The 22,805-nt window shown below is 65.1% G+C and carries 21 protein-coding genes; 17 read left to right on the plus strand and 4 right to left on the minus strand.

What is annotated here, in order from left to right:
• Positions 1 to 86: 86 nt before the first annotated feature.
• Positions 87 to 419, minus strand: coding sequence for a flagellar hook-basal body complex protein FliE (gene fliE / locus R6258_RS02130; protein WP_318446776.1), 333 nt, complete (start codon positions 417 to 419; stop codon positions 87 to 89).
• Positions 420 to 752: 333 nt separating this feature from the next.
• Between fliE and fliF the strand changes: the two genes are divergently transcribed.
• The 15 genes from fliF to R6258_RS02205 all read left to right on the plus strand — a co-directional run bounded on the left by fliF (position 753) and on the right by R6258_RS02205 (position 16,135).
• The gene (gene fliF / locus R6258_RS02135; RefSeq protein ID WP_318446778.1) at positions 753 to 2,522 is read left to right on the plus strand and encodes a flagellar basal-body MS-ring/collar protein FliF; all 1,770 of its coding nucleotides are present in this window, start codon (positions 753 to 755) and stop codon (positions 2,520 to 2,522) included.
• A gap of 5 nt (positions 2,523 to 2,527) precedes the next feature.
• A complete protein-coding gene (gene fliG, locus R6258_RS02140) occupies positions 2,528 to 3,514 on the plus strand; it encodes a flagellar motor switch protein FliG (protein WP_412176348.1) in 987 nt (328 codons plus the stop codon).
• Positions 3,507 to 4,238, plus strand: a complete 732-nt coding sequence (fliH, locus tag R6258_RS02145; RefSeq protein WP_318446782.1) for a flagellar assembly protein FliH — start codon at positions 3,507 to 3,509, stop codon at positions 4,236 to 4,238. Before fliG ends, fliH begins: the two co-directional genes overlap by 8 nt.
• Positions 4,235 to 5,635: a flagellar protein export ATPase FliI gene (fliI, locus tag R6258_RS02150; protein WP_318446784.1), complete on the plus strand. Its 1,401-nt coding sequence runs from the start codon at positions 4,235 to 4,237 to the stop codon at positions 5,633 to 5,635. Before fliH ends, fliI begins: the two co-directional genes overlap by 4 nt.
• A 47-nt stretch (positions 5,636 to 5,682) precedes the next feature.
• The gene (gene fliJ, locus R6258_RS02155; protein WP_318446786.1) at positions 5,683 to 6,153 is read left to right on the plus strand and encodes a flagellar export protein FliJ; all 471 of its coding nucleotides are present in this window, start codon (positions 5,683 to 5,685) and stop codon (positions 6,151 to 6,153) included.
• A gap of 32 nt (positions 6,154 to 6,185) precedes the next feature.
• A complete protein-coding gene (locus tag R6258_RS02160) occupies positions 6,186 to 7,571 on the plus strand; it encodes a flagellar hook-length control protein FliK (protein ID WP_318446788.1) in 1,386 nt (461 codons plus the stop codon).
• Between the two features lie 211 nt (positions 7,572 to 7,782).
• Entirely contained in the window at positions 7,783 to 8,268 is a 486-nt protein-coding gene (fliL, locus tag R6258_RS02165; protein WP_318446791.1) for a flagellar basal body-associated protein FliL, read from the plus strand.
• Positions 8,269 to 8,274: 6 nt separating this feature from the next.
• Complete coding sequence (gene fliM / locus R6258_RS02170; RefSeq protein WP_318446796.1) at positions 8,275 to 9,315, plus strand: flagellar motor switch protein FliM; 1,041 nt, start codon at positions 8,275 to 8,277, stop codon at positions 9,313 to 9,315.
• Positions 9,308 to 9,811 (plus strand): flagellar motor switch protein FliN, encoded by a 504-nt coding sequence (fliN, locus tag R6258_RS02175; protein WP_318446798.1) that lies wholly within the window; start codon positions 9,308 to 9,310, stop codon positions 9,809 to 9,811. Before fliM ends, fliN begins: the two co-directional genes overlap by 8 nt.
• Entirely contained in the window at positions 9,808 to 10,260 is a 453-nt protein-coding gene (gene fliO / locus R6258_RS02180; protein WP_318446800.1) for a flagellar biosynthetic protein FliO, read from the plus strand. Before fliN ends, fliO begins: the two co-directional genes overlap by 4 nt.
• A complete protein-coding gene (gene fliP / locus R6258_RS02185) occupies positions 10,257 to 11,069 on the plus strand; it encodes a flagellar type III secretion system pore protein FliP (RefSeq protein WP_318446802.1) in 813 nt (270 codons plus the stop codon). The genes fliO and fliP overlap by 4 nt, the downstream gene beginning before the upstream one ends.
• A gap of 73 nt (positions 11,070 to 11,142) precedes the next feature.
• Positions 11,143 to 11,412, plus strand: a complete 270-nt coding sequence (gene fliQ / locus R6258_RS02190) for a flagellar biosynthesis protein FliQ (protein WP_318446804.1) — start codon at positions 11,143 to 11,145, stop codon at positions 11,410 to 11,412.
• Positions 11,413 to 11,422: 10 nt separating this feature from the next.
• Entirely contained in the window at positions 11,423 to 12,208 is a 786-nt protein-coding gene (fliR, locus tag R6258_RS02195) for a flagellar biosynthetic protein FliR (RefSeq protein WP_318446806.1), read from the plus strand.
• 127 nt (positions 12,209 to 12,335) lie between these two features.
• Positions 12,336 to 13,871 carry a bifunctional diguanylate cyclase/phosphodiesterase gene (locus R6258_RS02200; RefSeq protein WP_318446808.1) on the plus strand — a complete coding sequence of 512 codons (1,536 nt, stop codon included), beginning with the start codon at positions 12,336 to 12,338 and terminating at the stop codon, positions 13,869 to 13,871.
• A 179-nt stretch (positions 13,872 to 14,050) separates the two neighbouring features.
• Positions 14,051 to 16,135, plus strand: a complete 2,085-nt coding sequence (locus R6258_RS02205; RefSeq protein WP_318446810.1) for a GGDEF and EAL domain-containing protein — start codon at positions 14,051 to 14,053, stop codon at positions 16,133 to 16,135.
• Positions 16,136 to 16,177: 42 nt separating this feature from the next.
• On the opposite strand, the gene R6258_RS02210 is transcribed toward R6258_RS02205, so the two are convergent.
• Positions 16,178 to 16,687: a peptidylprolyl isomerase gene (locus R6258_RS02210; protein WP_318446812.1), complete on the minus strand. Its 510-nt coding sequence runs from the start codon at positions 16,685 to 16,687 to the stop codon at positions 16,178 to 16,180.
• A gap of 30 nt (positions 16,688 to 16,717) precedes the next feature.
• Complete coding sequence (gene rfaH, locus R6258_RS02215; protein ID WP_318446814.1) at positions 16,718 to 17,260, minus strand: transcription/translation regulatory transformer protein RfaH; 543 nt, start codon at positions 17,258 to 17,260, stop codon at positions 16,718 to 16,720.
• A gap of 183 nt (positions 17,261 to 17,443) precedes the next feature.
• Here rfaH and R6258_RS02220 point away from each other — a divergent pair, with 183 nt between their 5' ends.
• A complete protein-coding gene (locus tag R6258_RS02220) occupies positions 17,444 to 18,820 on the plus strand; it encodes an AmpG family muropeptide MFS transporter (protein ID WP_318446816.1) in 1,377 nt (458 codons plus the stop codon).
• On the opposite strand, the gene R6258_RS02225 is transcribed toward R6258_RS02220, so the two are convergent.
• A complete protein-coding gene (locus tag R6258_RS02225) occupies positions 18,821 to 20,659 on the minus strand; it encodes an SEC-C domain-containing protein (RefSeq protein ID WP_318446818.1) in 1,839 nt (612 codons plus the stop codon).
• A gap of 200 nt (positions 20,660 to 20,859) precedes the next feature.
• On the opposite strand from R6258_RS02225, the gene R6258_RS02230 reads away from it, so the two are divergent.
• Complete coding sequence (locus tag R6258_RS02230) at positions 20,860 to 22,731, plus strand: hypothetical protein (RefSeq protein ID WP_318446820.1); 1,872 nt, start codon at positions 20,860 to 20,862, stop codon at positions 22,729 to 22,731.
• Positions 22,732 to 22,805: the final 74 nt, after the last annotated feature.

Genomic DNA, 22,805 nt, shown 5'->3' on the forward strand with positions numbered 1-22,805 from the left:
GGCGAGAAACGCAAGCGCTCCCGAGGAAGCGCCGTTCAGGCTATCCGTCGGGAGGAAGTATGCAATGGACTCGACGGCAGCGCCGTTTAGACCTGCATATTCATGATGTCCTTGTAGGCCGTCACCAGGCGGCTGCGTACTTGTACGCCCATCTGAAAGCCGATGCTGGCCTTCTGCATGTCGACCATCACGTCGTTTAGCGCCACACCCGGCTCGCCGGCCTGGAAGGCCTTCAAGCTGGCGTCGGATTTCTTCTGCAACTGATTGATTTTCTGAACCGACGACTGTAGCGCATCGGCAAAGCCGCCCTGCCCCACTGACGTCGCCAGCTGCTGGCCGCGGCCGGCCTGGGTGGCGCTGGCCTGATTGGCCAGACTCTGCATCTGTTGTAAGGCCGCTTGAATGGCGGGTGCGCTCATGGCGGTTCTCCTGCCCCATTGGTGGATGAAGGCAAGCCTAGCATCGGCGGCGGCCGATCATGGCCGCAAATGAGCTTTAAAAATGGGGCTTTTCTTGCCTTTAGGGCGACAGCACCTGCGGATAATGGCCTCCATCACACGACCGTCCCCTTGACAACGCGCCCAGCCCGGCTGGCATATCGCCTACCGACCGCCACGACAAGCGCAACCCGGGACTTGGAATCGATGGATGCTGGAGCCGGATATTAAAATGCTATCTGCACCGACCCGATATGCACGGGCCGACGCTAACACCGCCGTCCTGACGCCCCCGTTACCTACCGGAGGGCGCTCATGAGCGACGTCGCCTCTTCGCAGCAGAGCAATGCTCGAGAGAACCATGGCCGGGCCGCCAATGCCTCGGCTCAAGGTTCCTCCGCGCAAGGTCTGCTCACGCAATTGCGTACGAATCCACGCATTCCGTTGATCATTGCCGCTGCCGCGGCGATCGCCCTGATCGCCGTGCTGCTGCTGTGGGCGCGCAGCCCCGAATACCGGGTGCTGTATAGCAATCTGAGCAACGCCGACGGCGGGAGCATCATCAACGAACTCGACGCCCGTGGCATTCCCTATCAATTCAGCGAGGGCGGCGGTGCGCTGCTGGTACCCGCCGACCAGGTCCACACACTGCGCCTGCAACTCGCCGAACAGGGCCTGCCCAAGGGCGGCGACGTGGGCTTCGAACTGATGGACAACCAAGCCTTCGGTATCAGCCAGTTCGCCGAGCAGATCAACTTTCAGCGTTCGCTGGAAGGGGAACTGGCGCAATCCATGAAGGCGCTCGGGCCGGTCGCCCAGGCCCGCGTGCATCTGTCGATGGCCAAGCCCTCGGTGTTCGTGCGCGAGAGCGAACCCGCCAAGGCCTCGGTGGTGCTGACTCTCGAACCCGGTCGGGTGCTCGGCGAAGGCCAGGTCAATGCCATCGTGCACATGGTTTCCAGCAGCGTTCCCCAACTGGCCACCGAGGCGGTCACCGTGGTCGACCAGAACGGTCGGCTGCTGTCGCGCAACGGCAGCCAACTGGGCGGCCTCGACGGCACACAACTGAGTTACGTCCAGGAAATCGAAAAGACCTACCAGAAGAATATCGAGCGCATCCTCGCGCCGATCCTGGGCGCAGACAACGTCCGCGCCCAAGTCGCGGCGCAGGTCGACTTTTCCAAGCGCGAGCAGACCGCCGAGCGCTACTCTCCCAATCAGGCGCCGAACGAGGCTGCTGTTCGCAGCCGCCAGGTAAGTGAGTCGTACACCGGCGGCGATGTGGCGCCCAGCGGCATCCCCGGTGCGCTTTCCAATACCCCGCCGGGGACGGCGGCCTCGCCGATCGACAATGGCGCAGCCAAACAAGGTGACAATGCCGACGCCGCAGACGGCGGTGAAAACGATGCCCAGGCCACCGACAAGGCGAACACGCCACCGAGCCGCCTGGACCGCAACGACACCGTCAACTACGAGGTCGATCACCACGTCGAACACGTCCAGTTCGAGCGCGGCGGCGTCGAGCGCCTCTCGGTAGCGGTCGTGGTCGATTATCGCGAGGGGCTCAACGAGGCCGGCGAAACCGTCAAGCAGCCGCTCAGCGACGAGCAGCTGGCGCAGATCGAGCGACTGGTGCGCCAGGCCATGGGCTTCTCGCAAGCGCGCGGCGATGCCATAGAAGTGGTCAACAGCCCGTTCACCGAAAGCGACGAGACGATCGTGGAAGTGCCGTGGTGGCAGACCCCGGGAGTGCTGCAACTGGCGATGACCCTGGGCCGTTACCTGCTGGTCGCTCTGGCCGCGCTGTTCCTGTGGTTCATGGTCCTGCGTCCGCTGATCAAGCGTCAGAGCGCAGCCCTGCCCGCGAACCAGTCGGCCGCCCTGCGTAGCCCGACCGCGGTATCCGTCGGCGGCAACGAGGACTATGACGACAGCGATGCACTGAGCGAAGCCGCCGAGGCACCACCGCGCCGCCGTCGCCGCGCCAACGCCTACGAGCAGAACCTCAAGGATGCCCGCGAGATTGCCCAGGAAGATCCGCGGCTGGTAGCCATGATCGTCAGAAGCTGGATGAACGACAAATGATCGAAATGACCGGCGCCCGCCGCGGTGCAATCCTGCTGCTCTCCCTCGATGAAGACAGCGCAGCCGAAATCTTCAAGTTCCTCGGTGCCAAGGAGGTTCAGGAGATCAGCATGGAGATGGCCAAGCTCGACCAGGTCTCCCACGAGGAAATGACTCAGGTGCTCGCCGAATTCCACGACGAGGCCGAACAGTTCACCGCCGTCAACCTGCACTCAAGCGACCACATCCGCACAGTGCTCACCAAGGCATTGGGCAGCGATCGCGCTTCGAGCCTGATCGAGGACATCCTCGAGAGCACCAGCAGCGCCTCGGGCATCGATTCGCTGAATCTGATGGAGCCGTCGATGGTCGCCGAGATGATCCGCGACGAGCATCCGCAGATCATCGCCACGATCCTCGTGCACCTCGAGCGCCATCAGGCGGCGAGCATCCTCGAGCTGTTCGACGACAAGCTGCGCAACGACGTGGTGCTGCGTATCGCCACGTTCAGCGGCGTCCAGCCGGCCGCCCTGCAGGAGCTCACCGAAGTGCTCGGCGGCATGCTCGATGGCCAGAACCTCAAGCGCAGCAAGATGGGCGGCGTGAGAACCGCGGCCGAGATCCTCAACCTGATGAACTCCGCTCAGGAAGAGGTCGTCATCGAGACCGTGCGCGCCCACAGCGAGGACCTGGCCCAGAAGATCATCGACGAGATGTTCCTGTTCGAGAACATCATGGACATCGACGATCGCGGCATCCAGCTGATCCTCAAGGAAGTCGACACCAACTCGCTGGTCGTCGCACTCAAGGGCGCGCCGGATGCGCTGCTCGAGAAATTCATGGCCAACATGTCGCAGCGTGCCGCCCAGATGCTGCAGGAAGACCTCGAGGCCCGCGGGCCGATCCGTGTGTCCCAGGTCGAGACCGAACAGAAGACCATCCTGCAGATCGTGCGCCGACTCGCCGACAGCGGCGAAATAGCCCTGGGCGGAGGCGACGACAGCTATGTCTGATCACCTGGTCAGCCCCGAACATGACGACGGCGCCTGGCGGCGCTGGCGGATGGATGAACTGGGCAGCCCCGATCAGCTGCGCAGCCAGCGCGAACGCCGCGAGCGGGTGCGCCAGCAGGCCGCCCAGCGTCAGGCCGAACTCGACGCGATGCGCAAGCAGGCCCGTCAGGAGGCCTATCAGGCCGGCTATCAGGAAGGCTACGAACAGGGCCAGCAGGCGGGCTACGAAGCCGGTCTGAAGGAAGGCCGCGAAGCCGGCGAAGTCGAGATGCAGCGCCAGACCCGCGAAACGCTGGAACCGTTGTTGCCGCTAGCCGCGCAGTTCGGCGAGGCACTCGCCGCCCTCGACGAGGAGATGGCCGAGCACCTCGTCGATCTCGCGCTGGCGACCGGTCGCCAGCTCGCCGGCGAGGCCCTCGAGGCACGCCCCGAGGCGATTCTGGATATCGTTCGCGAGCTGCTGCACGTCGAGCCGTCGCTCTCCGGGCGGCCACGACTGTGGCTGCATCCCGCCGACCTGGCCCTGGTCAAGGCTCAGCTCGGCCACGAATTCGAGGCCGCCGGCTGGCAGTTGCAGCCCGACGATCTAGTGAGCCGCGGCGGCTGCCGCGCGACCAGCGCCAACGGCGATCTCGACGCCACCCTGGAATCGCGCTGGGAAACCATCGCCAACCAGGTTCGTCGTCGCAATTCCGTCATCGACACCAACGAGAAGCCGTCATGAGCGCCGGCGAAGCCAACCGCCACCAGGGCCATTGGCGCAGTGCGCTCGGTGGCGTCCACCAACGTGTCAGTGCGCTGCCCAACTATCGCGCCAGCGGACGCATCGTGCGTGCCACCGGCCTGGTACTCGAGGCGGTCGGCCTGCGCATCCCCCTGGGTAGCGCCTGTCGCATCGAGCTCTCGTCGCAATCGAGCAGCCCGGGCAGCCCCTCTGCGCGCTACGCCGAGGCCGAAGTGGTCGGCTTCTCCGGCGAGAAGCTGTTCCTGATGCCGCTCGAGGAGATCAGCGGCTTGTTGCCCGGCTCGCGGGTACTGCCGCTGGGTGACGGCCACGAGGCCAACAGCAGCGCACGGCGCTTTCCGCTCGGCGATCTGCTGCTGGGCCGCGTCGTCGACGGCAACGGCCGGCCACTGGATGGCAAGGGCGCGTTGCATGACGTGCGCCACGCGCCACTGGCCACCCCGCCCTTCAACCCCATGGCGCGGGCCCCGATCGATACTCAGATCGACGTCGGCATTCGCGCCATCAATGGCCTGCTGAGCGTCGGCCGTGGACAGCGCATGGGGCTGTTCGCTGGTTCCGGCGTGGGTAAGTCGGTGCTGCTGGGCATGATGGCCCGCTACACCCAGGCGGACGTGATCGTGGTCGGGCTGATCGGCGAGCGCGGACGCGAAGTCCAGGACTTCATCGAGAACATCCTCGGCGAAGAGGGGCGCCGCCGCGCGGTGGTCGTCGCCGCGCCCGCCGATACCTCGCCGCTGCAGCGCCTGCAGGGCGCGTCCTACGCCACGCGGCTCGCCGAGGATTTCCGCGATGCCGGGCGCAACGTGCTGCTGATCATGGACTCACTGACCCGCTACGCCATGGCCCAGCGCGAGATCGCCCTGGCGATCGGCGAGCCGCCGGCGACCAAGGGTTATCCGCCCTCGGTGTTCGCCAAGCTGCCCAGCCTGGTCGAGCGCGCCGGTAACGGCCCCAGAGGCGGCGGCTCGATCACCGCTTTCTATACCGTGCTGACCGAGGGCGACGACCAGCAGGATCCGATCGCCGATTCGGCGCGGGCGATTCTCGACGGCCACATCGTGCTCTCGCGCCAGCTCGCCGAAGGCGGCCACTACCCGGCCATCGATATCGAGGCATCGATCAGCCGGGCAATGACCGCCATCGTCAGCGGCGAGCATCACCGCCGGGCCCAGCAGTTCAAGCAGCTGGTCTCGCGCTATCAGCGCAACCGCGACCTGATCAGCGTCGGCGCCTATACCCCGGGGCACGACCCGCAGCTCGACCAGGCGGTCTCCATGTTCCCGGCGCTCGAGCGCTTCTTGCAGCAGCGCATCGACGAACGCGCGAATATCGACGAAACACGGCAGGTATTGGACGGATTGGTCAACGCCTGAATGGGTATGCTGGGCAAAGCTAGGCTGACCACACCAGGTAAATCATCATGACTCAAGCGACACCACTGGACACGTTGATTTCGCTGACCCGCGACTCGCGCGACACTGCCAGCCTTAAGCTGGCCGAGCTGCGACGCGCGCGTCACGATGCCCAGGCCCAGTTGGATACGCTTTTTCGCTATCGCCAGGAATATCGCGAACGCTTGCAGGGAGCCATGGCTCAAGGCATCGGCCCCGATAGCTGGCAGAATTACCAGCAATTCCTGGCGTCGCTGGACAATGCCATCGAGCGCGCCCGCCAGTCATTGAGCGAACGCGAGAATCAGCTCAATCGGGGACAGCAGCATTGGCAGGACGAGCAGCGCAAGCTCTCCGCCTACGACACCCTGGTGGATCGGCGCCAGCAGCGCGAGCAACAGCGCTCCTCGCGTCAGGAGCAGCGTCACAACGATGAAATGGCCAGCGGCCTGATGTTGCGCCGTCAACACAACGAATCCCGACACGGGTCGAGCCACTAGGCTCTACTTGAAAAAGTAAGGAGGCCCGTCACATGGCCATGTCACCTCTGCCTGCAGTCTCTTCCAGTCAACCGGCCTCGGGCAGCCGGCCCGCCCAGGACGGCCAGGCTACCGGCGGTTTCGCCCAGTTGTTCGCGCAAGCCAACCAGCCCGGCAAGACGGCTGGCGGCGCCGAGGGCAACTCGCGCAGTGCAGCGAATCGCCCGGATGAAGCCCATACCGACGAGCAAGGCGACTTCGATGATGCCGGGGCACTAATCAACGACGAGGCACAGGCTTTGCTGAGCCTGCCTGCCCAGGGCAACGCCGCGCTAATTGCGGGGGAAAGCGCGCTGCCAGGTAGCCAGGCGGACCTGCTCGCCTCGGCGACCGCGCAGGCTAACGCCGGCGGTACCGGCAACGGGCTGGTCGCGGGTTTCGCCGGCGACGAGCTGGCGGGCATCCAGGAGCGCCTCGATGCCCTCGCCCGTTTCCGCGACAACACCCCGCTCAATCCGCTGGGTCAGGCCATCGCCCTGGCACCGCAAATGAGCCAGCAGGGTGGTCTCGAGCGTAGCCTGCTGAGCCAGGCCGGCGGCATTGGCCAGAAGACCGCGGTTCTCGACACCACCGATCTCAAGAGCGGCCAGTCGGCGCTGTCCGGTTCAGGCGTGACCGCGACCTTGACCGGGAATAAAGACTCCTCGGGAGCCCTGTCAGGCGTTTCCGTTTCGGGCAATACAAGTTCGGCCAACGCGGGCACGGTCGGCGGCGCCACGCTGGACTGGTCGCAGCAATTGCAGACTCAGGGCACCTCGTTTGCCGGGACACAGGAGCAGGCCGAAGGCGGCGATTGGTTGACGAGCGTCAGCGAAACCCTGACTGCCGCTCGCACGGGCACGACGGAAACCTCGAGCGTCATGCCCCTGCATGCCGGCGCGGGCCTCGGTGCGGGTCAATCCGCGGCCACGGCCAGCGCCAGCGTCGCCCAGACGCCGACCCTGAGCGCCCCGCTGGCCTCGGCCGAATGGCAGCAGAGTCTCGGCCAGCAGCTCGTCAATATGCAGCAGCGCGGCGATCAACGCGTCCAGTTGCATCTGCACCCGGCCGAGCTAGGTCCGCTGTCGATCCATCTCAAGGTCGACGACCAGATGGCCCAGGCCCAGTTCATGTCGACCAACCCGCACGTACGTGCCGCATTGGAGCAGGCCATTCCGCAACTGCGCGAGGCCCTCGGCGAAGCCGGCATCCAACTGGGCGAAGCGATGGTCGGCGACCAGCAGCAAGGCCAGGAACAGGGCCATGACGGCACCGCCGATGCGCGTCGTGTCGCCGCCATGGGTAGCGGAGCCAATAGCGTCACGGGCGATGTCCTCGATGGCAGGGCGCTCGGCGATGCAGGCGGCCTCGCCATCAGCGGCGTGGATCTCTACGCCTGATTGGCGTGCCGGGGGCGAACCCGGCGATGCCAGTACTTCACTAACCTGGCCGGCGGCCGATATGCCTGAATGCATCAGCCGCCGTCACCCCGGGTCACGGAGCGTTTCGCAAAACTCCGAGATAGCCGTAAATCGGCAGCCTTTTTCGGCCACTCCGAGGGCCCCGCTGCCGGCATACTCCTCCCATCACCGATCAACGACGGCGTAAGCAATGGCCAAGACGAAGACCGAAGGCAAGAAGAGCAAGCCCTGGTGGCTGCTAGGATTGCTGATTATCCTGTTATCCGTGGCTTGTTCGGCCGGGGTGTACTTTCTGCTCGATTCCCGCTCAGTAGCCAGCGAGGAAGTAGCAGAAGCCGCGCCGCCTGCCGAAGCGGAACCGCCGATCTTCGTGCCGGTACAGCCGTTCACGGTCAATATTCAGAGCGACGACTATTCGCAGCGCTTGCTGTATATCGGCCTTTCCCTCAAGGTCGGTGACGAAGAAAGCAGTGAGCTGGTCAAGACGTATATGCCGCAGGTCAGGAGCCGGCTGCTGATGCTGCTGTCCAGCCAGAACGCCGACGACCTGATAACGCCGCAGGGCAAGGAGAAGCTGTCCCGGGAGATCCTGGCGCTGTTCGACAAGCCCTTTAGCGATCCGCCGCCGACGCTGGTCGTCGATGACGTACTCTATACTGACTTCATTGTGCAATAGGACATCATGGCTCAAGACGATCTGCTCTCGCAGGATGAGATCGACGCCCTGCTCAAGGGCGTCAGCGGCGAGGAAGAGACCACAGCCCAGGATTCGGTGGCTGGCTCGCGCGTACGTCCTTACGACCCGGCCACCCAGCACCGGGTCATTCGCGAGCGTCTGCATGCGCTGGATATCATCAACGAGCGCTTCGCCCGCCAGTTCCGCATGAGCCTGTTCAATCTGCTGCGGCGCAGTGCCGACATTACCGTCGATAGCGTGCGCTACCAGAGCTACAGCGATTTCGCGCGGCACATTCCGGTACCCACCAATATCAACCTGATCGGCATGAAACCGTTGCGCGGCACCGCCATGGTGGTCTTTCCGCCCAACCTGGTGTTCATGGTGGTCGACAACCTGTTCGGCGGCGACGGGCGCTTCCTGACCAAGTCGGAAGGTCGCGAGTTCACGCACACCGAGCAGCGCATCATCCAGCGTCTGCTTCGGCTGGCGATCGACGCCTATCACGACGCCTGGAAATCGGTCTATCCGCTGGAGATCGATTACATCCGCTCCGAGATGCAGGTGCGCTTCGCCAACATCACCAGTTCGCCCAATGAAATCGTGGTCAATAGCAGCTTCCACCTGGAAGTCGGCAACCTGTCCAGCGATTTCCAGATCTGCATGCCCTACTCGATGATCGAGCCGATCCGCGATCTGCTGTCGGGGCCGTTGACCGACAGCAACGCCGAGGAGGATCGTCACTGGGGGCAGCGCATGGCCGGCGAGATCAAGGAGTCCCAGGTAGAACTGACCGCCGACTTCGCCGACGTCACGACCACCCTGGGCCGCGTGATGTCGCTCAAGGAAGGCGACGTGCTGCCCATCGAGTTGCCGGACATCGTCGCCACCCGAGTCGACGGCGTCCCGGTCATGCAGTGTGAATACGGCAGCCAGCATGGCCAGCGAGCGCTACGCGTGCGCCGTCTGATCGACCATGCGGCATCCAATGCCAAGTTTTTTGCCCCCGGCCTGACCGCCGGAGCCAAGGAATCCGATAATGACTGACCCGAAGAACCCCGACCAGACCAACTCCGACGACGATTGGGCAAGCGCCATGGCCGAGCAGGCTTCGGAAGGCGACGCTGCCGCCGACGACCCCTGGGCGGCGGCATTCGCCGAGCAGGAAGAAGCCGAACATCAAGTCGACGAAGAGCCCCAACCGGCACCCAGCAATGCCCGGGCCGCCGGCGACTCGGTCTTCAAGCCGCTTGACGGTGTGACCGGTGTCAATGGCTCGATGCGCGATCTCGAGATGATCATGGACATCCCGGTCAAGCTGACCGTGGAACTTGGCCGCACCCGCCTGACCATCAAGCAGTTGCTGGAGCTTGCCCAAGGCTCGGTCATCGAGCTCGACGGCCTCGCCGGTGAGCCCATGGACATCCTGATCAACGGCTATCTGATTGCCCAGGGCGAAGTCGTCGTGGTCGACGACAAGTACGGCATCCGCATCACCGAAATCATCACACCCTCCGAGCGCGTTCAAAAGCTCAACCGATGAGTCAAACTTCCGCAACCCAGAGCGCTGCCGAGACCATCGGCAGCGCACAAGGCGACCTGATGGGCCTCGCCGTGCTCGGCAAGACGGCACTCGCCCTGGGGTTGGTCATCGCCGTGATCTTCGCCTGCAGCTACCTGCTGCGACGCCTCAACGCCGGACGCGGGCGGGGTGACCGTCATCTCAAGGTCGTGACCAGCACCGCCATCGGCCAACGCGAGCGAGTGGTCATCGTCGAGGTCGAGGGCACCTGGCTGGTGTTGGGCGTGGGCGGTGGACAGGTCACGACGCTGCACGAACTGCCGGCGCCGAGCGAACCCGAACGTGATGAAAGCGCCGCTGTCGAAGCACAGGGCTTCGCCGCGCGTTTCGCCACGGCGCTGCGTGCCAATGCGCGCAGCTCGCTGGGACGGCGCGACAACCGCTCCGGCTCTGGGGAGGGCGAACAATGAACTTCCTGCGCCCAGCCCAACGATGTTCGATCGAGAACCCCGCGCGAGCGCGAAATGCCACCGCCGGTCGACGGTTCGTCGCCCTGCTGCTGTTGGCCATTCTGGCTCTCGTCTCGCAGCAGGCACTGGCCCAGTCGGTGCCCGGGCTGACCAGCCGACCGCTCGAGGGCGGCGGTCAGCAGTGGTCACTGAGCCTGCAGACTCTGCTGCTGCTCAGCTCGATGGCCTTCCTGCCGGCGATCTTGCTGATGATGACCAGCTTCACCCGCATCATCATCGTGCTCGGCCTGCTGCGCACCGCCATGGGCACGCAGTCGGCGCCGCCCAATCAGGTACTGCTGGGCATCGCACTGTTCCTGACGTTCTTCATCATGTCGCCGGTGCTACAGCAGGTTTACGACCAGGCCTGGCAGCCGTTCTCCGATCAGCAGATCAACTTCGACGTGTTCATCGAGCAGGCCAGCCAGCCGTTCCGCGAGTTCATGATGGCCCAGACCCGCGAACCGGACATCGCCCTGTTCGCGCGGCTGGCCGATGCCGGTACCTTTCAAGGGCCCGAGGACGTGCCGATGCGCGTACTGCTGCCTTCGTTCGTGACCAGCGAACTCAAAACCGCCTTCCAGATCGGCTTCACCATCTTCATTCCGTTTCTGATCATCGACCTGGTGGTCGCCAGCGTGCTGATGTCGCTGGGGATGATGATGGTGCCGCCGGCAACCATCTCGCTGCCGTTCAAGCTGATGCTGTTCGTGCTGGTCGATGGTTGGCAACTGCTGATCGGCTCGCTGGCCGAGAGTTTCTACATTTGAATCAGCCTATCCTGTTTTCCCGGCTCTCCCACACGACACGAGCCGCCACTCAAAGCCTTCAGGAGGCCTCTGTATGACACCGGAAATGGTGATGAGCATGGCCTACCAGGGTATGAAAGTGACCCTTTTTCTGGCCGCCCCGCTGCTGCTCACGGCGCTGACCATCGGCCTGCTGGTCAGCCTGTTCCAGGCCGCGACCCAGATCAATGAGATGACGCTGTCGTTCATCCCCAAGATTCTCGGAGTCTTTGCCGCCCTGGTACTGGCCGGCCCCTGGCTGATCCAACTGATCACCCAGTTCACCACCGAGCTGTTCAAGAACATTCCGCACATGCTCGGGTAGGCCGGGCAGCATGCTCGAGGTCACTTTCGGCCAGTTGCAGGATTGGATCGTCGCCTTCCTCTGGCCCTTCACGCGTCTAGCCGCCTTCATCATGGCGGCACCGCTGTGGGGGCACAACAGCATACCCAGGCAGTCCAAGATCGCTCTGGCTGCCCTACTCGCCTACGTCATCGCGCCGACACTGCCACCGCTCCCCGAGGTGCCGATCATCTCCTGGGAAGGGCTGGGCATCATGGTCGAGCAGACCCTGATCGGCGTGGCGATCGGTCTGATCATGCGCATCGCCCTGGCCGTGGTCATGGCTGCCGGCGAATATATCGGCCTGCAGATGGGCCTGGCCTTCGCCACCTTCTTCTCGCCGGATACCGGCGCCAATACCATGGTCCTGTCGCGGTTTTTGTACATGATCGCGCTACTCATGCTGTTGGCGTTCAATGCCCACCTGGTGGTCATCGAAATTCTCGCCGAATCCTTTCGGACCCTGCCGATCGGCATTCAGGCGCTCAATCCCGATGCCTTCGAATTCGTCGCCCGCTATGCCAGCACCATCTTCACCTCCGGGCTGCTGCTCGCCCTGCCGGTGGTCGCAGCGTTGCTGATCATCAACCTGTCACTGGGAATCCTCAATCGCGCCGCACCGCAGCTGACGATCTTCTCCATCGGCTTTCCCATGACACTGACCGTCGGGCTGGTGCTGATCGCGGTACTGATGCAGGATTACGGGCGCTTTCTGGAACTCCTGTTCGCCCAAGCCTTTTCGACGATGCGAGAACTGCTCGCGCTGTTGGCCGGCTAAGCCACGCTGCCGAAACTGGCCGCTAGACGATCGTGGGCGCCGACCACCGAGAATCGAGAAACTTTTTCCGCCATCGGGTACCTTAGAGTGACTTGCACCTGCCCCATCCGGTAAGACGAGATACACCATGAGTCGCACCCATCGCCGCCCCTCCCATCGCCTCGTTCACGGAGTGGCTAGTGCGTTTAACGTCGGTCTGCGTCGGCATCTGGGCTTGGGGTTGCTAAAGCTGGCGCTGGCCACCGGCAAGGCTGCGGATCGGTTGCTGGCGGGGAGTGACGATCCCGACCGCTACCCGGTGCCGGGCGCTCAGCGCCCCGCGCACCTGCGCACGCTGCAAGCCTGGCTGCAGGCCCGCAAGGCGGGCCTGCAGGCCACCGACATCGATCCGCTGACCGGCATCGGCACTCGCCAGGCAGCGCTCGGTGAAATCGACCGGCTCATCGAGCACAGCGAAAACTTCGTCCTGCTGCGCATGAGCGTCAATAACCTCAAGACCATCAACCAGCATCTCGGCAATGACGTCGGGGATCAGTTGCTGGTGGCGCTGGCGCAACGACTGCTGCAATTGCAGTTTCACCGAGGCCGGGTCTATCGGCTCGGCGGCGACGAATTCCTGATGCTGGTCGCGCACCCCGCCAACCCGGCACAGCTCCACGAGCGCCTGCGCCAGGTGCTCTGCCAGCCGCTCGAACTCGAGGGCACGTCGCTGATTCCTTCGCTCTCGCTGTCGGCACTCAACTATCCCGAGCATGGCCAGGAAGCACGCCGTCTGCTGCGTCGCTCGGGCATCGCCCTGTCGCTGGCTCGCCAGGCTCATGACGGCTACCGCGCCTACCAGGAAGGGCTCGATCACCGCTACGACCTTGAACGGCAGCTATTACGCGACATGGTATTGGCCGTGCGGGACGATCAGTTGCGCGTCGTCTATCAGCCCAAGATCCATATCGCCGACGGCCGCATTGCCGGCTTCGAGGCGCTGCTGCAGTGGCAGCATCCGCAGCTCGGGCTGCTGCAGCCCGATACCTTTCTGCCGCTGGCGGTCGCTTCCGGCCACATGGCGCTACTCGGCGACTGGATGCTTCAGCAGGTAATCACCCAGATGGCCGAGTGGGCGGCTCAGGGGCGCCCGCAACATATCGCCGCCAATCTCTCGGCGGTCGATCTCGAGGATGCCCAGTTGAGTCAGCGAATTGCCGGCTGGCTGGCCGAACGGAACGTCGATCCGCGGCTGCTGATGCTCGAAGTCACCGAGCAATCGATGATGCGCGAACCGGCCCTGGCGGCACACCTGCTGGGTGAGCTGCGCGAAATGGGCATCCAGATCGCCATCGACGATTTCGGTACCGGCTATTCGTCGCTGACACAGCTCCGCCGGTTGCCGCTGGATGTCCTCAAGATCGACAAGTCCTTCGTTCTCGAATTGCCCAACCAGCCCGATGATGCGCTCATCGTCGACGCGACCATCGTCCTGGCCCACCGCTTCGGCCTGCAGGTCATCGCCGAAGGGGTCGAAAGCCAGCGACACCTGGCACTGCTCGCCGAAGCGGGATGCGATCAGGCCCAGGGTTTTCTGATTTCGGCGGCCCTGGACGCAGACGCCGTGCTCGGCTGGCTCGACGACAATCCGGCGCCGGCCGGGCGCAGCGCCGCAGGTTCCTGACGTCAAACGTGAAATTGACCGTCAACGGTGTAACCCGGCAGACTCGCGCAGAGCTGGACCAACCGACCCCGCCAAGACGGCGACCCGGGTGATCGAATCGACTCAGCGCCCACTAGCCGCGAGCATGGCGAAGTCGATCACCGGCCTTTGCAACTCCTTGAATGACAAGGCTGAGGCTGATGATAAACGAACGGCAGCGCTTGCAGCTGGCGACGAAATGCAGCTACCGAAAGATCCAAAGGCTGTTCCTGTGGTCGCTCGTGGCGAGCCTGGCGGCGGCCGCTGCGAGTCTATACGGGGCCGCGCAATACCATGGCGCCTCGTTCAGGGACGACTTGCTGACTACCGCGCTGGTCACGCTCGCACTTGCGATGATCCCGCTCGGAGTCATCGTTTTTCTGGCATTGCGGCGGATTGTCCGTAGCGATCCGCCCCCCTCGACCGACAACGGCGATGCTTCGCCGGCACAGCAACGCCTGGATCAACAGCAACGGGTGTGGCGCCACCTGCGCGAATTGCACCAGCAGAATGTGCCCGAGCCGCGCTTTCTCGCAGCCGTGCTCGAGTCGCTCAAGGCGCTGCTGGGTACGCCGCGCATCAGCATCTGGTTCTTCGACGATGCCGGCCAGACGCTGACCTGTCGCTGCAGCCTGCCCGCCTCGCCCATCGATGACCGCCTCGAACGCCAGAAACTGAACCATTACTTCGACACTCTCCACCGCATGCCCTACGTAGCCGCCAATCATGCCTTCGAGGACACGCGGCTGGGCGGGCTCGAAGACTACCTGGACAAGCATGGCATCGCCGCGCTGCTGGATGTCGGCATCTTCGTCGGCGGCGAGTTGCGCGGCGTGTTGTGTTGCGGCGACAGCCAGCCGCGTGACTGGCAGCCCGACGAGATCAACACCGTGATGGGCGTATCGGGCCTGCTGTCGCAATTCGCCGAATCGCTGCGCCGCCGCGAGATCGAGGATGACCTCGACCAGCAGATCCACTTCGACACCATTACCGGATTGCCCAACCTACGCGGCCTGACTCGCGCCATCGACCGCCAGGGCGCTGCGCTGTCGGCCTACCACCTGGTCGTGGTGCGTATCGGCGGCCTGCGCCAGGTCAATCAGCAGTTCGGTCAGGAAGCCGGCAACCAGACCCTCGGCGAGGTCGCCAGCGCCCTGCGCAAACGCTTGATGCCGCAGCGCCGCGCACCGCGCCTGGCTCGCCTGCCGGGCAACTATCTGGCGATACTGCTACCCGGCGACAGCCCCGATGCCTGGCTGCTGCAGCGCCTGGAGGAAACGCTGACGGCGCTGACCGAGACACCCTGGCTGAGCGCCGATCACCCCTGCCAACTGCATTTTCTTGCCGGGGTCGCTCACTATCCGCGCGATGGTCATAGTCTCGACGAGGTGCTGCAAGCCGCCGAACTGGCGCTCAAGCAGACGCGACAGCAGGATCAGCGGCTACTTCTCGAATACATGCCGGAACTCAGTGAATGGGCGGCGCAGCGTCTGCGCATCGAACAGGAACTGCGTACCGCCCTGGCTCAGCAGCAGTTCCGCATCGTCCTACAGCCGCAATTCACCGATCAGGGCACGCTGTACGGCGCCGAACTGCTGCTGCGCTGGCAACACCCCGAACGCGGTTTGCTCGCCCCGGGATACTTCATCGGCGATGCCGAACGCTGCAATCTGATGCGACCGATCGGCGACTGGGTACTCGACCAGGCCGCGTCGCTGTTGAGCGGTCCATTGGCCGACACCGACCTGACGCTATCGGTTAACGTATCGATTCAACAGCTCGCCGACAGCGCCTTCGCCGCGCGTATCGAGGGTGTGGTGGCCAGCAACGGCTTCGCGCCGCAGCGGCTGGTACTGGAAATCGTCGAGTCGCTGCTGGCGACCCCCGAGCTTGCCGCCACACTGCAACAGCTGCGTCAGTTGGGGGTACAGCTGGCAATCGACGATTTCGGCACCGGCTACTCCTCGTTGCGCTACCTGCAGGAATTTCCGCTCAACGAGATCAAGCTCGACAAGACTTTCATCGATCCGTTGCAGCACAGTGACGATGCGCCGCTGGCACGCTCGATCATCGCCCTGGCACAAACCATGAAGCTGCGGCTGGTTGCCGAGGGGATAGAGACCGAAAGCCAGTTGATCTTCCTCCGTCGCCACGGCGTATCGCGACTGCAAGGCTATTACCTGGCCCGTCCGGAAGCGCCGGAGGCATTCCTCGCCCGTCTCAAGCGTCTCGCCGAAGAAGCATGAGCCCAGCAGCGATCGGCAGCGCGAAAAAGGGCCATCCACCACTCAAGGCATCTTGCGATCCTCGACCTGCGCAGGTTCGACACCATCCTCCAGCGGATGGCCCTTGGCGAGTTCCGCGCGGGTGGCGCTACGCACGTCCAGCACTTCGAGCTCGTAGCGTAGCGCCTGCCCGGCCAGCGGATGGTTGGCGTCGACGGTGACCTGAGTCTCGCCGACCGCGACGATCGTCACCGCGCGCGGACCGTCCGGCCCCTGGGCCTGGAAGCGCATGCCCGTCGCAAGCTCACCGCCTTGGCCGAAGGCGCTGCGTGCCACATCCTGAATCAATGCCTCGTCGCGTTCGCCATAGGCCTGGCCGGGTGAGAGTTCGACCGTCAGCCGGTCGCCCGGCGCATGACCACTCAGCGCCTGCTCGAGGCCGGCAACGATGTTGTCGTGACCATGCAGGTAGCGCAGCGGTGCATCGCGCCGGCGCGAATCGTCGAGCAAACGGCCATCGGGACCGTACAGGGTGTAGTGCAGGGAGACCACCTGCTGCAACGCAATGGGCATCGTTTCTCCTAGGATCGCGAGTTCGGCGACTTACTGACGGCGCAGATGGCCGATCGGCATCTCCAGACGCTGCTGGCCGTGCAACAGATTGAGCAACACGATCGCCCGCTCCTCGCCTTTCTGGCTTTCGAACACCGCCTGCAGGGCGCGGAACGGCCCGTCACTGATCTCGACCGTTTCGCCGGCACGAAAGTAGACGTTGGCGGTACGCGCTTCGGGCTGTTGGCCGGCGCTGTCCTGCAGCGTCGCGATCAGGGCATCATCGACCGGTAGCGGCTCTTCACCGAAGCCCACCAGCTTGAGCACGCCCCGCGTCGAGCGTATCGGCCGCCAGTTGCTGTCCAGCCGATCCAGGCGGATGAACAGATAGTAGGGAAACAGCGGCTCGTCGAGCCAGCACAGCTTGCCGCGGCGCTTCTTCTGGACCTGTAGTACCGGGTGGAAGATTTCGTACCCCTGGTTGTCCAGATGCTCGGCAGCACGAAAGGATTCGCCGCCCTTGCACTGGATCAGATACCAGCGCGGAATGGCGTCGGGATTGGCCGTGGCCTGGTTGTGATTCGATTCACTCATGGGCATCCTCGCGCAGTGCCACTATTCCTGTGCCGTCGCCGTAGAGCGATCGGCGATTGATCCAACCTGCGGAAACCCCGTAAGTTACCCGCTGGCCGTTGCCAGTCTAGCATCGTTGATCGCGCACATTGATGCCCTCGATGCAGTCGTGCGACCACCCGTCATCGGCAGGAGAGCCCTTGCATGCCCCGCACCACCCCAAGCCGTTCCTGGCGCGACGCGCTGGCCGTCTATCGCCAGCCTCCGGTCGTCGCCATGCTGTTTCTGGGCTTCTCCGCGGGCCTGCCGTTTCTGCTGGTGTTCTCGACCCTGACCGCCTGGCTGCGCGACGTCGACGTGGAGGTCGCGGCGATCGGCTTCTTCTCGTGGATCGGCATCCTCTATTCGATCAAGCTGTTCTGGGCACCGGTGGTCGATCGCCTGCCGCTGCCGCTGATGACCCGCTGGCTGGGCCAACGCCGCGGCTGGATGCTGCTGGCCCAGGCGATCATTGCCACCGGCCTGGTGGGTCTGGCCAGCGTCGATCCGCGCAACAGCCTGGCGGCGGTCGCCCTGCTCGCCTTGTTGGTCGCCTTCGGCTCGGCAACCCAGGACATCGTGATCGATGCCTTTCGCATCGAATCGGCCAGCGAGACGGTCCAGGCGGCGATGGCCTCGACCTATATCATCGGCTACCGCGGCGGGCTGCTCGCCGCCGGCGCCGGCGCGCTGTACATCGCCGATATGGCGTCCTGGCACGCCGCCTACCTGAGCATGGCCGCACTGGTCGGAGTCGGCATGCTGACCGTGCTGCTGCGCCCCGAGCCACCGCGCGCCGCGCTGTCCGTACAGCTCGTCCACGAACCGCGCGTGCGGGTGTTCCTGCGCCAGGCCCAAAACCGGCCTCGCTGGCAGCGCCGCTGCGGCGCCTGGTTGATCGGCGCCATCGTCTGTCCGTTCACCGACTTCTTCGGCCGCTACGGTCGTCAGGCACTGTGGTTGCTGCTGCTGGTGGGGATCTACCGGATCAGCGACCTGTCGATGGCGGCGATGGCCAATCCGCTGTACATCGACCTGGGCTTCTCGCTGTCGCAGATCGCCAATGTCACCAAGGTCTTCGGCATCGCCATGAGCATCGTCGGCGGAGTGCTCGGCGGGGTGCTGGTGGTGCGCTACGGAGTCGCCACGATGCTGGTGATCGGCGCGGCACTCGCCGCGACGACCAATCTGCTGTTCGTCGCCCTGGCGCTGTCGGGCGCTCAACTGCCCATGCTGGTGGTGACGATCGTCGGCGACAACCTCGCCAACGGCCTGGCCAGCACGGTATTCATCGCCTTTCTGTCGAGCTTGACCTCACGGGCCTACACGGCGACCCAGTATGCGCTGTTCTCATCGCTGATGACCCTGCCGGGCAAATTCATCGGCGGCTTCTCGGGGGTGATCGTCGCCGACCAGGGTTACAGTGTCTTCTTCCTGTGGGCGGCGCTGCTCGGCTTGCCGGCGATCTGGCTCGCCTGGCGGCTCGGCCGCCAACCCGGGGTGATCGACAGCGGCCAGATGAGCCAGCCGACGGGCGACTGATCAACTCGAGTGGGAACCCGTGACACAGCGGCGCTGCTCGTCCAGCCACTTCAGCGCACCGCGCGTGGCCAGCCACTGATCGCGCATCAACGCCCGGTACTGCCAGGCTTCCGCGCGGGTGCCGGGCTCGGGGATCTCGACGGCCAGTGGCACCGGCTTGGGTCTTTCGGCGCACATCATGGCGATGACATGGCTGTTGGTGTCCTGCACGGCGACCAGCGAATCACGGGCCTCGTCGAAACGCTCGAGACGATACAGCGCCAGTACGCGCCCCATCAACACACCGAGCAGCGGCGATTCCTCGTCAGCCGGCGGCTGATCGCTGAGCGTCACCGCCTCCTCGTCGCGGCCCTCGCGCAGCAACTGATCGAGCACCAGTTCGCGCAGGCCCAGGCTGTCATGATCGTCGAGCACCAGCAGACGCTCGGCAAGGTGACGCGAACGCTCGCGATCGCCGCGCTCCATGCCCACCACCAGCGCCAGCCCGGTGCGCAGCAGCACGGCGTTGTCGGCATCGTCCCAGGCGAAGCGCCCGCCCACCGCCTCGAGCTGGTCGAGCCAGCGCTCGAAGCGCGCCGCCAGCGGCGCGAAAAAGCTCTCGGCCATCCACGGCAGGCTGCCGAACCGGCTGGCCAGCGCCATGCTCAGCATTTGCACCACCCGCGGCGAATCCAGCCATTCGGGGTGGGAGCAGAGCGCATTGAGCCAGTCGCCGGCGTGAGGCCACGGCTCGTCCTGGAAGCCCAGCGCCGCGTCCTCGTCGATCTGGACCTTGAATTCGGACTGCCAGGCGGCATGCAGGGTGTCCTCACGAGCCGCCGAATGGTATTCCAGATTGCCGTCGGCGTTGGTCTCGAAATGCAGCAACGGCGCGGTGGGCAGCGCCTCGAGCAACGCCTGCAGGTTGGTCAGCGGCTCGGCCAGCCCCTCTTCGGAATTGACCATCTGCTCGGCCAGGGTGGCGCCGGGGTTGTCGGCCAGCTCGGCGAGAAACTGCAGTTGGTCGGGGTCCAGGTCGCCCTGGCGCGCCAGGCGGCGGAACCAGAACCGCGCCCGCTCGCGCGCCTCACGCGGGTGGCCTTCGTGGAGCAGCAGCATGGCCTCGATGTAGGCCAGCGTCGGCGAGTCGGGTAGCGTCTGCTGGGCGCGCACGAAGGCCTCGCGGGCGCTGGCCAGGTCGTCGCTGTCGAGATGCATCAGGCACAACCGCTCCAGCGCCACGCCGCGCAGGAACAGCGGGCCGCGTTCGAGAATCTCGTCGAGCAACGCGGTCTTCTTGCGATGGAAACCGCGCTCCTGATAGATATCGATGAGCAGTTCGAAGGCCGGCTCTGTCTGCTCCGGCAGTTGGTCCCAGTCGGCCGCATCGAACAGGGTCTCGAGCACCTGCTGGGCACGCCCGCGTTGACCGCCTTCGGCGGCGATCAGGCCGGCCTCGAGCAGCGCCTGGGCCGGCGCCCGGCCACTGTCGAGCGCCGCCTTGAGGGTTTCGCCCTTCCAGTCGCGCAGCGAGAGCATCCACATCAGGTGCGCGGGAATCGCTCCGGGCAGCGTCACCGCACCACAGCAATCCTTGGTCTTGCGTCCCGAATCGCACCAGCACGGCTCACTGGGGCCCGGCCGCGCCAGCGGCTCACAGGCGAAATCCTGACGTTCCAGCGGAGTCTGGTTCCATAGCTCGGGCGCCAGCGCCTGGGCCATCCCTATGTCGTCGCCCACATACTTCACGCCTTCCTGGCGCGCCCAGACCATCAGCGACGGATAATGCTCATGATCACGGATGGCAGCCAGCGCGCCCCCGGCATATCCCAGCAGCTGTTCCACCCACATCGCCAGCATGGCTTTCTCCTTGGAAAATCGGCCTCAGTCTAACATGGCTCGGCACCGGCGACCCATCGGCCAGCCGGCGTCTATAGCGCACTCCGGTGTGCGGTGCTAGGGTTAGCGCCTGCCGCCCAGCCGCCGCCCAGCCATGAGGAAGCGACACCTTGCTCTTGCCGTTTCGTCGAGCCTCCCGAACCGTTGTCGAGACCCCACAGGTGCGCCTGGAACGCGAGGGTCGCGACGAGATACGCCGCATCACCGCGGCGGTGGAAAAGGTTCCCTGGACGGTCAACCTGCTGCAGATTCTGTGGACTGCGGGACCGGTCACGCTGCTCGGCGCCTGGGGCGGTTACCTGCTCGGCTACGGCAAGGCGCCGACCGCCGAGAACTACATCTTCTTCATCTCCTACACGGTGATCACCGGCGCCGCGGGGATCATCGCCAACCTGGCCCACAATCTGACCGGTGGCCGCCGCGCCGAACGCACCGCCCACAAGATCGAGCGGGTCATCAAGAGCCTGCCCGAGCTGCTGCTGGTCACCCGCAACCTGATCGTCGAAAGCCTGGAGGGCGATGCCCGGCGCCGCGAAGCCGCGGCGATGCTGTTGCGCAAGCAGGATCTCTCGCCGGAGGGTGTCGAGCTGGCGGCCATCGAGCTACTCGACGATCGCGACAGCGCACGGGTGATCGCCCAGATCGACATCTACCGGCGGGTCGGCCTGCATGCGCGCATTCAGGATCTGGTCGCGCTCTACGGCGAAACGCTCGAACCGCAGTTTGCCGAGATCGCCGAGCTGGCCCCGGACGCCACGGCGCTGCTGCGCCAGCGCTTCGAAGGGCACGCCCCGGACCTGCGCGACGGCGTGCCGCGCGACACCAACTTCATCGAGCGCGTGCTGGCGGCCATCGAGGGCGACGACGAATTGCTGATGACGCTGCAGGATGTCGAGGAGATGCTGATCCTCGCCTTCGAGCTGATCAGCGGCCGCAAGATCCCCATGCTGACCTTCGAGTACCGCGGCCGCTGGCGTCTGGCCCAGGCCCTGGATGGGCTCGAGGAAGCCCGCGCCCGCTATCGCATCGCCCAGGCCACCGGGCTGTCGCGACTCAAGGCGCTGACCGCCTACCTGGCCGAGCAATCGGGGACGCTGATCGAGGATGCCGCCGCCGGCCTGCGCGCCGACGTCCTGCTCGAGCGCTCGCTCCAGGCAATGGACGCGCTGGCCGAGCAGACCCAGCACCTGGCCCCGACGCTCGCTGGCGGCCCGCCCGAACGACGCAGCCAGTTGCGCCACAAGGCCGAGCTGCTGACCAACGCCATGCGCCTCTACAAGGCCGCCTTCAGCGCCTACGAGGCGGTCGGGCGCAGCCACGCCCTGCTGCTCAAGCGCGCCGAGCGCTGGGAGCAGATCAGCGCCCACCTGGGCGACGAACAGACGCGCCTGCGGCTGGGCCCCGGACGCCGCGGCCTGCGCCTGCGCGAGCACATCATCGCCCTCGATGATGCCGCCAAGGCCGAAGTCTGCAAGCATCTCGCCCGGCATCTCGGCGCCACCGGCATCGAGGAGCCGCAGCGTGCGCGCAGCGCGCATCTCGAGCGCGATTCGCGCATCGCGGTGGGTGTCGACGCCGCCAAGCGCCTGGCCATCGAGATCGCCCTGGCGCTGGAGCCGCACATCCAGTTGTCGCGCCCCGAAGTGCAGCGCGCCATCAACGGCTCCAATGCCGCCGATTTCGGCCAGCTCGAACCCAACCTGTCGGCCGCCGCCAAGGCGGCGCTGGGCGCGGCGATGGTCAAGGAGATCGACGTCGACCTGTCGCGCACCGCGGAATCGCTGGCGCTCGCCCTGGTCCGCCATTACCGGGTCGATCTCGATCCCGCCGCCAAGCGCTTTCTGATCGACCAGTACGGCGCCCGCGAGGCCACGCTGAACATGCTGAGCAACTACCAGGCCAGCCATTCGCGCAACGATTCGCGCAATATCAGCTTCCTCAGCCAGCGCCCGCCGGCGGTCAGTCCGCCGCGCCGCGACTGGTATCGCGCGCTGGTTCAGGCCAAGCGCGCACTCGGCTCGAGCAAGTCGTGATTCGCCGTCACGGCTCGGGCATAATGTCTCTGGCTGTATAAAGATACATATCGAAAATCCCTCGTCGGAGGCTC

The sequence above is a fragment of the Halomonas sp. HP20-15 genome, from assembly GCF_033446685.1.
GTDB lineage: Bacteria > Pseudomonadota > Gammaproteobacteria > Pseudomonadales > Halomonadaceae > Modicisalibacter.